Raw genomic sequence first — 16,019 nt, forward strand, 5'->3', positions numbered from 1 at the left:
TCAGTTGATCCTTTTAGCGCCGTAATATTTAGGGGCCCAGTAGCTGTTGGAATGCATGTTCGTGACTCTCACACCATCCGATAACGTCACATGGACCACCTGGCCGTTCCCGATATATATTGCAGGGTTCAAGTAGCTGGCCTGAAAGAAGACGATGTCCCCTGGCTGTAAATCTTCCTTCGCTACTTCTGTCCCAGTATTCCATTGGTCGTCCGCATAACGCGGCAGAGAAATCCCCGCTCCCTGCTGGAACGCGTATTGAACGAATCCTGCCGTATCAAACCCGTCCAGCGTGGTCCCTCCGGACTGATAAGAAACTTCTCCGATGAATTGGGTCGCTTCGGAAACGACCGGATGTTCTTTCGGAATCTGCAGACCGTCAAACCGTTTTACACCGGTGAACTTTTCCTGCCAGTACGATTCGCTCAAGTAGGAAATGGTCACCTGTTCTGAGCGGGAGGCGTGAATAAACTGCCCGTCTCCGACATAAATCCCGTTGTGAGAAATACCTTCTCTGTACGTGTCACTGAAAAAGACGACGTCCCCCGGCTGGATATCAGCAAGGTCCACGTCTTCGCCTACCTGCCACTGCTGATCCGTGGAACGAGGCAGGAAGATCTGCCTGGCCTTTTCAAAAACATGCCGCGTGAAGGCGGAACAGTCAAAGCCTGTTTCCGGTGATTCACCACCAAAGACATAAGGGACACCTAAGTATTTCAAGGCCTCTGCTACGAGATCATGATCTTCAGCGATTTGAGGACCTTCTGTAATTCTGCGGGCTTCCATAAAATTGCCGCTCCAATAGCTGCTTCCTTCAAATGCGGTCACTTCTACACCACTGGATAAGGTAGGGTGGACGATTTGATCACGGCCTACATAAATCGCGGCATGGGATGGAGCACTTCCATCCTTGCTGAAGAAAAGGACATCACCTTCCTGGATCGATTCCCGGGACACTTGCTCTCCCATCCCAATCTGTTGGGACAACGTCCGAGGCATTTCAAAATTCAGCACACTCTGGATCACATACTGCACAAACCCCGAACTGTCAAAACCATCTGGCTGCTCTCCACCGTAGACATAAGGCGCGCCTACATGTGTTAAGGCCTCCACGGCAACCGGATGGGAAGCTGAAACAGAAGACCCGGCCGGTTCTTCATTCACCCGCACGGCCTTCGTATAACGGGAAGACCAATAGCTGCTGTTCTCATAATTGATGACTTCAATACCTTTGGATGCTGAAGCGTGGATCATCGTTTGATTTCCCGCATAGATACCGACATGGGTCACACCGCTCGACTCATCTTTACTAAAGAAGAGCAGATCCCCTGATTGAAGCTCATTGTTCTGTACAGAAGCTCCGAACGCCGCCTGATCGCGAACGGTCCTCGGCAGATCTATGCCGGCCCCTTCCTGGTATACATACTGGCTGAACCCTGAGCTGTCGAATCCTTCGGCAGGAGATTCACCACCGTATTGATAAGGAGCACCTACATGCTTCTCAGCTTCCTCCACAACGGACGTCAGAGCGGCATCCACAGGCTTTTCCTCCAACAATAAAACCGTACAAACCATCAACGTCAACAATCCGTAATAAAATCGTTTCACCATCACTTCTCCTCTGCTTTATAAATAAGCTCAAAAAAATAAGACTGCAGTCCTAATATCGGACGGCAGTCTTCATTTGTTTACATTATTCGCTGTCTTTCACCTGCCAGGCTCCATCACGGCGGTCATCTTTCCCGCCGTACATCGTGTTGTTGACTTTATCAACAACGAGCGCCTGCACTCCGCCGTAATAGAAAGCAGAGTCTTCCAGGTATACGGTATATCCTCGTTCTTCCAGTTCCTGCCTTACTGCAGGATCAAAATCTTCTTCTACGAATAGATTGTCATCCTCGATGTAAAAACGCGGAGCCGCAATCGCTTCTTCAATCGGTACATCGAACAGGAGATTACGGGTCAGCACCTGTGTCAGCACCTGCGGAATCCGTTTCCCTCCAGGTGTACCAATGCCGATTTTTTTCTCGTCACTCGTTAGAATCGTCGGTGAAGTAAAACTGCGCGGACGTTTACCCGGCTCCTTATCATTCGGTTTCAACCCGGTCAAACTGAAGTTTCTCATCGTATCATTCAGGAAGATACCAGCAACGTTTTTCCCAGATCCAAAGAAGTTACTCAAGGAGTGCGTCGCTGTCACCATCATGCCGTCTTTATCAACAATGACGAAGTGGGTCGTGTTATCATCATCTTCGATATCAGCAATCGAATCATCGACTTCGTAGTTCTCCGATAATTTATCCATGGAAATCGTAGAAGCCATTTCCTCGGAGTATTCCTTCGTCATGATCTTATCCGTTTCGATCTTATGGAAATCAGGGTCAGCGATTTCACTCAGGCGATCATCATAGGTCCGTTTAGAAATTTCACCGATCAAGTGGATGAAATCCGAAGAGGTTCCCTGTGAACTTTTAATATCAAGCATTTCAGCCATCTGCAGGGATTGAATGGTCGTTGCCCCTGCAAGAGGCGGCGGAGACGCATACACATCGAATCCGGCAAATTCCCCTTGGACCGGTTCGCTCTCGACAACTTCATAAGCGCCGAAGTCGCTGACTTCCACTCCGTTGACTTCTGCGGCAATCTGCTCCGCAATTTCACCAGAGTAAAGAACGGAAGACCCCTGCTCCTGGATTTTACGGAGCGTTTCGGCCAGTTCCGGTTGTTTCAGTGTCTGGTTCGGCTCAACCGGCTGCCCTTGTGGATAAAAGTTCTGAAGCTGACTCATATTCATTCGGTAAGCCGCTCCCTGCAGACGATCTGTCAAGTGCTTGTCCGTTGTAAAGCCTTCCTCTGCATAGGTAACAGCAGGGTCGATCAACTCGGCTATATTTGTCGTACCATAGTCTTCATGGATGGCTTCCATACCTTTGACAATGCCTGGAATAGCGAAATTGTACTGTGGATCGCCACCGGAAAGCGGTGCGATCTCTTTATAGTTATAACTTTTAGGGGTGTCTGCGTCACTTGGAAGAACCAGCATTTCGCCTCCGCCCCCGATTCCTGAGCCATACGGTTCTACAACACCAAGGGTATATGTAACCGCAACAGCTGCATCAACAGCATTTCCTCCATTTTCCAAAACTTCCATACCCACTTGAACGGCAAGCGGGTGTGTCGAACTGACCCCGAAGCCATTCGTCGTTTCAATCGGATCCGTCGTCTCCACTTCGTAATCCACTTCATCACTCTGAAACTTCCCTTGACTGTAGTACACAATACCAACGCCTACAACCACAATGATAAAGAGGGTAATAAACAACCCTTTATTCTCCATCCATCCCGACGCACCTTTCATCTTTTTAAATGATTGATTTAAGATTTATAGCTTTCGTAAATCTTTGGTCCTTTATGTCTCTATAACATTCCCCATGTAATTTTAGTATTTTCAGAACGATTTCTATTATATGATAAAAACTTTCAAACAACAAATGCTCTATGCTTTAGAAAAAGAGCACATTCCTAAGAATGTGCTCCAACATCATGATCCAAGCTTATACTTTTCATAGTACTGTTCGCGGTTCTGCTCCCAGTCGGTCAATGTCGTTTGATAGACCTGTTCACCGGAGTTGTTATAAACACGGACAATACTCCCATCACTTGTGACAGCATAATCATTTTCTACAGCGGCTTCCGTCTGAGGCTGCTCGGACTGGACACTCTCCATGCCGGCACTCGTTTCTGCTGATGCCGTCAACGGTTCTGTCTGCTCCTCAGCCGCTGCCTCCGCTTCCTGCTGGAATACATCAATTTGGTACGCCTCTGTAGCAGACAATGTTTCCAGCTGCTTATACTGCGTCATAAAAAACATAGCTCCGAACAACAAAACAAATGGAAACACCGATTTAACTACTTTCATCTTCATACGCACTCCTTTTTTAATGTAGAACGCCGGTATACAATTACTGGCTGTTATTTTTCTGCTCTAAAATGGAAGAATGATCGACTTCTATCGTTAATCTGCCGTTCTCCTCTGTGAAGTTTTCCTGTGGCTCTCCACGAGTCAACTGCAGAAAGATTTTCTTCTGATTATAAGGGTTGGTCGTCAAGGAAGGTCTCGCTTCCCTGATCCTCATAGGCAGGATTTCGAAGCGGCCTGTCCCATCATCCATCAAATGATAATTGACCAGAGCACTATCGCGCGTTCTGGACCATCCCTGGTCAAAAATAAAGTTTCCGAGACTGTAAAAGATTACAGAATCCTTATACACTTCCACCGGTGATAAGACGTGAGGGTGGTGGCCGATGATGACATCTGCTCCTGCATCCACAATCGCCTCCGCCAGTTTCCGCTGTCTCGGGTGCGGTTCGTTATCGTACTCGGCTCCCCAGTGGATATGGACAAAGACCATATCCGAGTTTTCACTCGCTTCCTGTACTAAAGGCAGGAATTGTTCCGGATCAGCATCTGCCACACCTGCACGGAACTGGAGAGCCTCGGAACCGGCTACAGGAACATCCGAAAACCCAAGGGTCGCAACGTTCAAACCGTTGATCTCCTGATAATCAATCTCCTGAGCTTCTTCGATGTTTTCCCCTGCACCCACATAAGGAAGTCCTGCTTCGTTAAGGGATGCTATGGTTTCCATCATCCCCTGCTCTCCGAAGTCCATGGTGTGGTTGTTGGCAAGATTGATGTTCGTGAAGTTCATCCTCGCCAGCGATTGAACAGGTGAAGCATCTGAACTTAAATGAATCGATTTTTCAAGCATCTGGTAATTCTCTTCATCCTGAAGAGTGACAGCATTCTCAAAGTTCCCCGTCACATAATCAGAACTCTGGAAGTACGGGGCCACATTTTCAAAAAGAAAGTCGGTCCCTTTATTCTCTGTAACCTCCAGCACGTGCCGCCCAAACATCATATCGCCTACGAATGTGGCACTGAACTCAGAATCTTCTCTGGATTCAGCTTCCGGGACAGGCTGGGTATAAAACATTTCAAATCCCGCAATAAACAGGAACGTAACAGCCAAAGCGATGAATACATGTTTTGAGGTCGCTTTTTTATCACGCTTAATTCTCTTCAGCAGTTTCTCTTTGAAATCTAATTGTTTAGACATGTGATATCCACCTTAAATCAGGTAATAAATGGTCATGATCAAGAAAGTCAGACCGCTGAGCAGCAATGTACTTGCTGTTGTGACAACCAAGCCCTGCTTCTGCATCGTATTAGCGATCAACCCTGGTACAATAACTCCGATGCCGCGGAATTCCATAATCTCAAATGGAACAACCGGATACAGGAAATCAAACAGCAGCTTGAGCACAATTCCCACACTCAGCATCGCCGCAAACTTTCTGCGTCCGTACAAAATCGTGAACTTCGAAACTCCAAACGTGACAATCACATACGTGAGCAAACTGATAAAAAAGACTACTGCAATAAAAATCGGCTGGTCAAAGACCAAAGCCAGATATCCGGGTACAACGAGACCTGCGGGCAGGACACCCGTTTTCTCAGCAAAAATCAAGCTTAAAATGATCCCTAATACAAGGGATATATATAAATCCGAACCAAACATTTCCTTCGTTTCCCCCTCGTCAGCTGACGCTTGTTTGAATCTTATAATCCTGCATTCGTTCAATCATCGGTTCTGCAGCTCCGTGAATGTTTCCAACTCCATAAATGACGCGGTCCGTGAACATCTCTGAAAGGACATCCATAATCTGATCCGTGGACTTCCCTTCTAAATCCAGCAGCGTTTCCACTTTGATCTTTCCTTCGTTAACCGCTGTGACGATCGGTTCGGTCGTTTCCCCGATTAACACAAGCGTATCAGTTGGAATGTAAGGAAGAACGTCACGGGCAAACTGTTCCGTACGATCCACACGGTCTTCCCGGCAGTTCATAACGACAATCGGATTCTCTGTCGGATATCCGAGGAACTCCACACGTTTCCATATATTAATCGTGGAAACGGCGTCATTCGCCGCAAAACCGTTCACGAAGTATGACGGTTTTTCTTGGTCTCCCATCGGGAGGATCCTCATGGCTCCCGGGTCCGGCTGAGCGTTCAGCATTCCTCTGTATGCTGTTTCTTCATCGATACCAAGGGCCTGAGCGACGCCTAAAGCTAACGAAGCGTTTTCAGGAAATACCATATATTCAAATTGCAGTAAAAACGAATCGGAAATTCGGCTGTTATCAGCCACAATCACCTCGGTGTTCCGTTTCGCTGCAATCTCTTTAAACTTTTCAACATAAGGACTTTCTGACACAATTAAGTGACCGTTGTATGGAATCGTTGCGGTAAAGGATTCAGCCACCTCTTCCAATGTCGGCCCCAGAACATCCATATGGTCTTCCAGGACGTTTACGATAACTCCGATATTGGCCTGAAGCATCTTTTCCTGGAACGTGATCTGGTAGTCGGGATTGACTGCCATGCACTCACTGACGAGGGCCTCTGCACCACGATCTACGGCTTCCTTCACAACCATTCTCTGCTCCCTGATGTTCGGACCTTCCGGACGCCGTTTGATCGGCTGTTCTTCCGGTGTATCCCAGAAAATCATCCGGGCAGAGGTTCCTGTTGTCTTTCCAATCGTTTTGTAACCCGCTTCTTTTACAATCCCCGTAACAAGACGTGTAACCGTGGATTTCCCACGTACCCCGTTGATGTTGACGCGTATCGGCAGAGCATCGATGTTCTTTTTATGGCGCTGCCATTCATAAATACCAGCAGCAAGAACGATGATCAGCACAATAGGGATCAGTAGCATATGAGCTCACTTCCTCTTAAACATATTTCTTCAATAGACTAGATAATTATAGAATAAGCCTCATCGTTCGACAATACTTTTATAATGGACAGCAGAAAATATAATAGTAGATTTACAACTTTCGTTCACAATAGTCCTATGTACCTAATCATAGAAGACACAACTCATAAACTACCAAAAACCTTCCATTTTGTAAACAGAAGGACACCATTCCATTAAAGATTCATTATTCTATCAATTCCTGACAGAAAAAAAGAACCTTACCCAATATAGGACAAGGTTCCTTATACTTCTTATTTTAACGCAGGCTTTCAAAGTAGGCATCCGACCATTGGAGCAATTGGAGGATGTCTTCTCTTTCCTCTTTAAAGGCATGATTCGGGTCTTTATACGTATCTTCAATCCGCTCGTTTGTTTGCATATTCAATATACGTGCATCGAAGCGGCTGTTCTGTGCAATATAGAATGTTCCATTGTTCAAGAACGAGCTGGTTGGAACATAGTAACGCATACCGAGCAGGTTGTTCTCATAATGAAGCAGGTTATGTCCAAAGTACAGGGACTCCGGTTCCACGCCCAGCAGATTCAGGAGCGTCGGCATCATATCAATCTGTCCTCCGGTGTGATCGACCGTCCCTGTCAGCTCCTCTTCACCGGGGACACCTACAATAAACGGGATATTAAAACGGTTCAACAGGGAATACCTCTCCCCTAAAAAGTCAGCAAGAAGATCCTGATCCTCGTCTTTAAGCAGTTTGCCATGAAGGCCGGAGTGGTCGCCGTAGAGGGCAATGACTGACTCCTCCCAGAGGCCGCGGTCTTTCAAGTCCTGGAAGAACTCCCCAAGCGCCTGATCCGCATAGTGAACGGACTGGAGATAGTTCCCTGTTAAAGTTCCTTCATACTCAGAAGGAAGATCCAGACCTTCTTTATCTGCGGGCATTTCAAACGGTGTATGGCTCGTCAGCGACAGCACATGGGCATAGAACTTATCATACTCCTCGTCGATTTCATCAATCGCCCCCATCGAGCGGTGGTAAAACCAGCCATCCGATGGTCCGAAGCCCACCGTGTCTTTCTCCCCGTAAAACTTATCATCATAATAATCATCGAAACCAAGAGCCGGATAAAGCTCGTCCCTGTTCCAGTACTCCACCTCATCCGCATGCATGGTCACGTTATGATACGACTTTTCATCAAGCATTCTAGGCAGAGAAGGAAGTTCCATGCCGCCGACTTGATCGGTGGTCGCTTTTTTTCCTAATGGATAAAGTGACGTATTCATGAGGAACTCAGCGTCTGATGTATTGCCTGAACCGATCTGCTGATAGACATCGGTGAAATACATACTATCGTTCAGCCATTCATTAATGTTCGGTGTAATTTCCTGGCCATCGATCGATTCACCAATTACGAAGTCCTGCAGGGATTCAATCTGGACGACGATCAAGTTCCGATCTTCCGCCACCCCGAAGTAGTCATGCTCGCTCATCGGTGTATAGGAATTGCCTTTCAGCTCTTCTATTTTCTGCTGCGTGACATTCTGATCCTCACCGGAAAAAGCGAAGGCTTTTTCACTGTTCGTCTGGTCCTGGTAATACTGAACAAACTGCGTATTGAATAACCCGTTTTCTTTAGCAAAAAGGGCGCTGTCGAGTATGGGCTCCCCTTTGTTCATTTGAAAATTGAAAATGGCAATCACGAGACCCGCAATAAGGAAGACAGACATAGCGAAATTGGAAGTCTGTTTCGTTGGATATGTCCATGTCCTGCCCACAACCCAAATGACAACGAGCAGAAGCAGATCTGCGAGAAACAGAAAGTCTGTGCCATTGACGAGCAGCCACATACTCTCATTTACACTGCCAACCTGATTGAGCTGGGATAAGTCATAGTATGTAGGGACGGTTCCGAAGTAACGCTCGTAAATCAACATCCCAATAAACAAAAGAGACAAAAACAAATCGAGAACAAGATAGGCACCCGCTTTTCCCCGCTTAAAGACAAGCTCAATGAGAGCCATGAAAATGAGGATGAACGAAGCATCATACCAAATTCCTGCCCAAATACTCGTATCCTGAAGAAGCAGATAACGTAAAATTATAAACTTCAAGGAAATCATAATAAGAAAGTAAAAGAAATAACTGGTTAGTAAACGTTTTATCGAATCTTTCATATAAACACCTCTCTATTATTCTACCCAAATGTAAAGTTTATGTAAACTTAATGTAAATAAGGGAGAATAATGGCCATTCACCTGAATGGCTGTGTAAGGTGATTGAGAAATTTTGTTTTCCTACGATGATTCCCATTTTTCATGAAGCTCATTGATATGGGAGGAATCGTTCGGAAGCACTCACCGATGACCCTTGTACCATTCTCGTGCACAACTTTAAAACTACTTGTGAAAATCAACACGACTGACGGACCCGTTCCACGTTTTCTTTGCCGGGTCGTACTCTTCTAGAGTGAATGATCTTCGTTAAACAGAAAATCATTCTGTTCGTAACTCGCCCCAACGGAGATTTCCATGCAGTGTTTGATGGTGACGTCAGCGGCCAGCTGTTCAATGTTCAAAAAGATGCCAAAACGATGAAAGCCCCTGGTTAGGAACCAGAGGCTTTTCACTCATGTATTTATTTCTGTTCCAATTCCTCTGCAACTTCATCACTGACCGCATTTGTACCGCCGAGTACTTGGAAGTTGTTGATTTCAAGCTTTCCAATCGTGTCTTTCGTAGATTTCGGAAGCTGATCCGGCTTAACGAGGAGCATGGAGGCTTCTTCCTTCGCAGCCAGAACAGAGCCCGATAAAGCGTCAGCGAAGTTCTGACCATTCGCTACGAATGTCTTCCCTTCCTTCACACCCAGCTGTTCGGCAATGGAAGAAGCTGTTTCATAACGCGTTTGACCACTGTAACGGAAAGCGTCAGGAAGCATCGCTTCGACCTCTTTAGAAATCGCATTCGTTCCACCTACAACGATACTCTGATCGAAGTCACTAAGCGCTGTTTTGGTAATCGATGGAAGCTCATCTGTTTTGGAAAGAAGAATCGGATAACCTTCCTTGGCAGCATAAGGAGCCACAGCCAGAGCGTCTGGATAGTTGAAACCATCCGCTACAATGACATTCTCAGGATTACCGTCAAGACGGGCGGCAATATTGGCCGCTGTGTCAAAGCGTGTCTTCCCAGAGATGCGATCTACATCGACACCCATTCCAGTCAATTTGTATTTCACGTATTCAGAAACGGCACCGGTCCCACCAAGAATGATAGCTTTTTCAGCTCCCAGGCGCTTAATTTCCGCAGCAACTTCACTGTTCAGATTTCCGGACTTTGTCAAAAGGATCGGCGCGTCTTCCTTGTAGGCTAGAGGAGCACCCGCAAGAGCGTCCGCAAACTCATCTCCCCGGGCAATGATGACTGTGTCAGCAGAATCCCAGCCTTTTTTAGAAATCTCAACGGCTGTTTGGTAACGATCCTCTCCACTCACACGTTCTGTCGTTTTTTCAACAATACGGGATTCTTCATCAGGAGAAACCGTGCCTTGTTCTTCCAGGTATTCATTGAATACTTCATAGTCTACAAAGAATAATTCTGTCATCTTACCGGCATCCTTGGCTTCCTTGAATGTTTCATATCCATCGCCACCTGCGGCGATAAAGGCGTTCGTAGCCACCGTGTATTGTTTGTCCAGATCAAGCGCTTCATATCCATCGTCAGTTTTCACTTTGACATTAACGATACGGTCTCCTGCTTTATTCGAGCGATCGAACGTATATTTCATTCCAGATACATGGGCAAAACGGCCGCCGGTATTCTCGATGTCACTCACTGCATTTTCAAGAGCATCCCACACCTGCTGCCCTGTTAAGTCCAGAGTGACAAGGGTATTACCAAATGGCATCGTTGTAAGGACTTCTCCCATAGTGATTGGTCCTTGATCAATGGAAGCCCGAATGCCTCCGCCATTTTGAATAGCCATCGTCGTGGAGGGAACTTTTTCTTTAGCTTTGGCAAGCATACTATCTGTGATTAAGTTCCCGAGGTTGGTTTCCCCACTTCTTACATCACTTCGTTCTCCGTTCAAGGCCACCGTCGTTTCTCCAACGACTTCTTTCTTCAATTCATCAAGTGGCTTCTCCAGTTCAGCAAGCAGTTCGGCCGCCTCTTTATCGGATTCAATCACATATTCTTCGTTTTCATCTTCTTCATCAACATCAATGAGTTTTCCGTCCCACTCCGTAAGGACACCTTCATCATCAAAGGAAACTTCCAAATCACCGATGTAATTTCCATATTCCTCTGCCTGTACGACAAGTGTCGGTTCAGCATCTTCGTTAAAGACAAGAGGTTCCTCCAGTTTGGTATGACTGTGAGATCCGACAACAACGTCTACCCCTTCCACTTCCTGAGCAAGCGTTTTGTCATAATTAACGCCAAGGTGGGTCAAAGCGACAATTTTATCGACCCCTTCTCCTTCTAGCATCTTCACTGTATCTTCAGCCTTTTGGAGATAGTTTTCAAAATCAATGGTGTCCCCAGGATTGGCAAGAAACTTCGTTTCTTCAGTCGTCAAACCGAATACCCCGACTTTTTCACCATCCACATCGATTACTGAAGCAGGATAAATATTTCCATTGTCCCCAGGCATGCCGATTTCATCGTTGAACAATCCGTTCAAGCGCTCGTCCTTGCTGTAGTCAATGTTGGCACTGACAATCGGGAATTCTGCTTGATCAATAAAATCAGCAAACACAGAAGGACCATCATCAAATTCATGGTTTCCTGGAACCATCGCATCATAATCAAGCATGTTCATGAACTGGACATCTGCAAGCCCTTTGTACTGATTATAGAAAAGCGTACCCGAGAACACATCCCCCGCATCAAGAAGGATAGAATGCTCACGGTCAGCACGGATCTGCTCAATGATAGTCACGCGGCGCGGCACGTTCTCCAAGTGTGCATGCGTATCGTTCGTATGCATTATCGTTAAGTCAAAGTCACCTTCAGCGGCTTTCACTTCTCCCCCAGGGATGGCTAGAGTTCCCAACGCAATGGCACTTGTCACAGCGGCTGTTGCCAATACTTTCAAGTTCAGATTTTTCATTTTCTACATTCTCCCCTTTTATAAATCTCCGGCATCAGCTCTGTCCCGCTTCAGTTGTTGCAAGGCAGGGCAGATCCGATGCTGGAGGAATAGATTAAAAGTTTTAGTCCTGCAATTCGTTCAGCACATCATCGCTTACGGCTTTTGTTCCACCAAGTACATGAAAGTTACGGTAATCCATACTTTCAATGACATCATCAATGCTGTCCGGGATATCGTCCGGCTTCACTAAAAGCATAGGCGCACCGTATTTTGCAGCCAGGACAGACCCGGTGAGAGCATCAGCAAAGTCACGTCCTGTAGAAACGAAAGCGGCTTTAGAATTTCCGGAGAGTTCGCCGGCAATCTTCGCTGCTGTCGCGTAGCGGTCTGCTCCACTGACTCGCATGGCATCGGGAAGCTGATTCAAAACATCATCACTCACAGCTTTCGTCCCACCCGTAACAATCGTGCTCTCCATATTCTTTAAGGCGCGTTTGGTTTCAGCCGGTAGTTCGTTCGTTTTGGTCAATAGAATCGGGTATCCGTTTTGTGCGGCAAAGGAAGCTGCAGACAAAGCATCCGGGTAATTTCTTCCGTCCGCTACGATCGCTTTATCCGGGCTGCCGTCGAGACGAGCGGCAATATTGGCTGCCGTCTCATAGCGGTCTTTTCCGTCAATACGTTCAACAGAAAGACCCTGACCCTCAAGCTGGTAGCGGACATAATCGGATACCGCCCCGTCTCCGCCCAGGATGACAGCTTTTTCAGCACCAAGACGATCCAACTCTGCTTTGACTTCGGATGATAGTTTATTAGATTTCGTCAAAAGAATCGGGGCATCCAGCTTATACGCAAGCGGTGCTCCTGCCAGGGCATCCGGGAATGAATCTCCGCGTGCAATAACCACCGTTCCCGACTGCTCCCAGCCTTTTTTAGATACTTCAATGGCTGTTTGATAGCGGTCTATGCCGGAGATCCTTTCGGCGGTATCCGCAAAATCAATCTGCGCAAGCATTGGGTCATGGTCACTGGCGCGTCCGGCTTCTTCTGAGAAGTCAGCATTAATATTGACACTGTCGATCGACGTACGTGCGGAAAGATTGTTGGTCACTAAAATGTGATCCAGCACCTGGGAGTTCCCTTGATAGTTATAGGAATAACGCTCTTCTACCGGAAGCTTCTCCACCATATTTGTCATCACATCGCCTTCAAGGGCATTGATCGGGTTGGAGAATTCAAAATCATTCAAGTCGCCCATCACGACGACGTTTGCATCACTTACATGATCCACGACTTTCTGGACGAAGCCGTTGACGACTTCCGCCTGTTTCATGCGCTGGACTTCGCTGCCCAGTTCAATCGGATGGCTGGCTCCAAACAGGGCATCATCTCCGCCTTTGGAGTTAAAATGACTTGTGACCACAATAATTTTCTCTCCGTTAAACTCGAATTCAGCAGCCAAAGGCTTACGGGAATCATCAAAAGCTTCATTTTCAGGATCAATCCGGCCGGGATTCAGCGTAAGGCCGTTTTCATCTACATCCACCGCTGTCACAGCGTCACCTTTTTCTTTGTCAGGAAGAGAAACCCGCTCCGGGTTGTAAATAAATCCAACACGGATGTTCCCTCCCGGCTGGCCGCCATCCGTCTTATCCAACGGAGCGACATCTGTGAACTGATACGACGGTCCGCCGGCATTCTCAATCGCTTGGATAAGCTTCTTGTAGGACTCATCAGCCTCGACAGTCCCGTCATCGGTCGGGCCGTTATTGTCCTGGACTTCGACAAGCCCGATAATGTCAGGCTGGTTGAGATTGTTGACCATGGACTCGGCAATTCGATCCACTTTTTCCTGAGAGGTATCCGCAGAGAAGTTTTCCATGTTGTACGTGGCCACATTCAGTTTATCTTCTTCCACCTGGAGGTCAGAGGTTTCACGTTCCGTCCCGCCATCTTCAACCGTTGGGAAATCTCCGGTTGTCCGGATTTTGAAATTGCTGTAATCGTAACCGACGACACCTGTGATTGATCCATTCATCCTGTCTCCTACGGTGACATCGACGTCGTATCCATCAATATCAACAAGGACCCGCTCCGGGTTGTAATCATCAGGGGAAATGAGCAGGCCGCCGGCTTCTGTCATTCGCTGATCTTCGCTTTTGTCTACATAAACGGCCACTTCATCGTACTTTGGAGGTCCTGTAACGGTCGCATCTTTCAGTTCCACCACCATGCCTTCCAGACTTTCGTAAAAGTCAATGGCGTCCTCCTCTGCATCAAAGCTGGTCAATCCGTCATCCTCGACGTTTTCGGTCGGCTGGATGCGGTCCTCACCAATGACCGTCGTATCCGGCAGCGTCTCGTCAGAAGAAGTCACTTCCACAGCAGCAGCACTAATCTGCGTTGTCAAGAGATCGTCCGCATCATCATAGCCGTCTTCTCTCCATTCGTTCACCTGACCATTGACGTTGACGGCATCTCCAACACTTACTCCTGAATTCCTGGAATAGACGTAAATCCCTTCAGAAGTGGCCGCATCGCTGTCAGGATCCTGGTCCTGCATATAGAATCCATTGCTTCCATCCAGAGCGGTTACCACCCCGTCTACATTTTCCACGTTCATATCCTTATAAGGGGATTCATGAGCAGCACCCTGAATATCATGGATATCTACGTTATCAAGCGGCGTCAGGACTTCATATGAGAAACTCGCCGTTTCACTGACTTCTCCACTGTCTTTGATAACAACAGCTTTAATCGTTGTATCTTCATTCAGTGTGATAGGACTTGTGTAGGCAGTACTTTCTTTTGTCGGGTCACTTCCATCCATTGTGTAGTAGATCGACGCATCCGGCTGGGCGGTACGAAGTTTGATTTCTGATCCTTTCACTACACTACCTGATGACGGGCTGGCAGCTACTGAGAAAATGGTCTCAACGACATCCGCTTCTTCTCTGGGAACAAGGCGGTATTCACCATATGCGTATGTAACCACACCTTCGACAAGTTCATATGTTTTACCGACTTCCATCTCCAAATCCGTTTTCGGGGAAATCAGGAACGTACCATCCTCATCTTCAGCTGTATAATCCCCATACTGATTGACATCCGTGATCGTAATATCCTGAACTTTCACGTATTCACTTTCGACACTTTCCCCCTGCTCAGAAGAAAAATCAGCGCTAGTCACGAGCTGGACATCCGGCGTTCCTTTGTTTTCAGTCGTTACGATTACCTGATCTGCACTAGTCGCAATCTGCTGCAGGCCGTTATACGCTCCGAAAGGACCCTGTGCTGTCACTTCATCTCCAATAGAAGCATCCAGACCAGCGGCGCGGACGATAATGCCTGCCGTATCATCCTGTATGTATAAGTTGGTTTGTCCGCCCTCTGCAAACGATGCCGTCACAATTCCCTGTACTTTGACAGTCGTCCCATCATCAACACTTCGGGCATCCTTGATCTTGCTTACATCAACGTTTTCTGTTACGTCCGGGTATTTTCCTAGATAAGAAATGGTATCTTTGGCGTGGGTATTGTACGAAGTGTTTATATCAAAGCTATCTGATGGATCGGCATCTCCAACAAGCTGATCCGTTTTCCTCGTGAGCGTAACATCCTTAGCAAAGTCATCACTCAAACCGACTTGTCCGATGGAATCAATAATCACTCCATCCTTTTTAAGGACAAGCGTATCATTTCCATTGAAGCCCATCGTCTGATCATTGGTCACTTGATCAGCCACATCCAGAATATCCTGCGAGGCTTTTTCATTAGCAATCACATATGTTTCCCCAGCGGCCAGTGTGCCTTTAAGCTCTAAGGAATACGTAGGTTCCCCGGCACCCCCATTATGATGATCAAGCGTAAACTGACTAAGGTCTAAATCATTTTCCGTCCCATTGAACAGTTCCAGCGCTTTATTAAAGGAACCGCCTTCCACATACTCCGAAAACAACAGCGTATCCGCTGTGGGTGCTTCCGCTTTCACATTATAAGCGGGTCCGGCAAGCATGCCTAACACCATTGAGCTTACAACAACTGAACTAACCCCTTTGACGAGGCCTTTCTTTTTCATTTGTGGTCCTCCCCGATAATTATTGACACGATACACCAACATCCCCCATTATAAAGCATTCA

General features: G+C 46.9%; 9 protein-coding genes. All 9 read right to left on the bottom strand.

Annotation, left to right across the window (positions count from 1 at the left end; all coding sequences use genetic code 11):
* The 9 genes from QMA39_RS10015 to QMA39_RS10055 all read right to left on the bottom strand — a co-directional run bounded on the left by QMA39_RS10015 (position 1) and on the right by QMA39_RS10055 (position 15,957).
* Positions 1–1,608 (bottom strand): NlpC/P60 family protein, encoded by a 1,608-nt coding sequence (locus QMA39_RS10015; protein WP_281658607.1) that lies wholly within the window; start codon positions 1,606–1,608, stop codon positions 1–3.
* Positions 1,609–1,693: 85 nt separating this feature from the next.
* Positions 1,694–3,337 (bottom strand): gamma-glutamyltransferase family protein, encoded by a 1,644-nt coding sequence (locus tag QMA39_RS10020; RefSeq protein WP_281658608.1) that lies wholly within the window; start codon positions 3,335–3,337, stop codon positions 1,694–1,696.
* Between the two features lie 204 nt (positions 3,338–3,541).
* Positions 3,542–3,919, bottom strand: a complete 378-nt coding sequence (locus QMA39_RS10025; RefSeq protein ID WP_156896473.1) for a hypothetical protein — start codon at positions 3,917–3,919, stop codon at positions 3,542–3,544.
* Between the two features lie 43 nt (positions 3,920–3,962).
* On the bottom strand, positions 3,963–5,120 hold the full coding sequence (locus QMA39_RS10030) for a CapA family protein (protein WP_027954937.1): 1,158 nt from the start codon (positions 5,118–5,120) through the stop codon (positions 3,963–3,965).
* 12 nt (positions 5,121–5,132) lie between these two features.
* Complete coding sequence (gene pgsC, locus QMA39_RS10035; RefSeq protein WP_027954936.1) at positions 5,133–5,582, bottom strand: poly-gamma-glutamate biosynthesis protein PgsC; 450 nt, start codon at positions 5,580–5,582, stop codon at positions 5,133–5,135.
* 19 nt (positions 5,583–5,601) lie between these two features.
* The gene (gene pgsB, locus QMA39_RS10040) at positions 5,602–6,783 is read right to left on the bottom strand and encodes a poly-gamma-glutamate synthase PgsB (RefSeq protein WP_206933313.1); all 1,182 of its coding nucleotides are present in this window, start codon (positions 6,781–6,783) and stop codon (positions 5,602–5,604) included.
* A gap of 298 nt (positions 6,784–7,081) precedes the next feature.
* Complete coding sequence (locus QMA39_RS10045; protein ID WP_281658609.1) at positions 7,082–8,959, bottom strand: LTA synthase family protein; 1,878 nt, start codon at positions 8,957–8,959, stop codon at positions 7,082–7,084.
* A 460-nt stretch (positions 8,960–9,419) separates the two neighbouring features.
* Complete coding sequence (locus QMA39_RS10050) at positions 9,420–11,897, bottom strand: cell wall-binding repeat-containing protein (protein WP_281658610.1); 2,478 nt, start codon at positions 11,895–11,897, stop codon at positions 9,420–9,422.
* Positions 11,898–12,000: 103 nt separating this feature from the next.
* Complete coding sequence (locus tag QMA39_RS10055) at positions 12,001–15,957, bottom strand: cell wall-binding repeat-containing protein (RefSeq protein ID WP_281658611.1); 3,957 nt, start codon at positions 15,955–15,957, stop codon at positions 12,001–12,003.
* Positions 15,958–16,019: the final 62 nt, after the last annotated feature.

The organism is Halobacillus sp. Cin3 (assembly GCF_947311855.1).
GTDB lineage: Bacteria > Bacillota > Bacilli > Bacillales > Halobacillaceae > Halobacillus > Halobacillus kuroshimensis.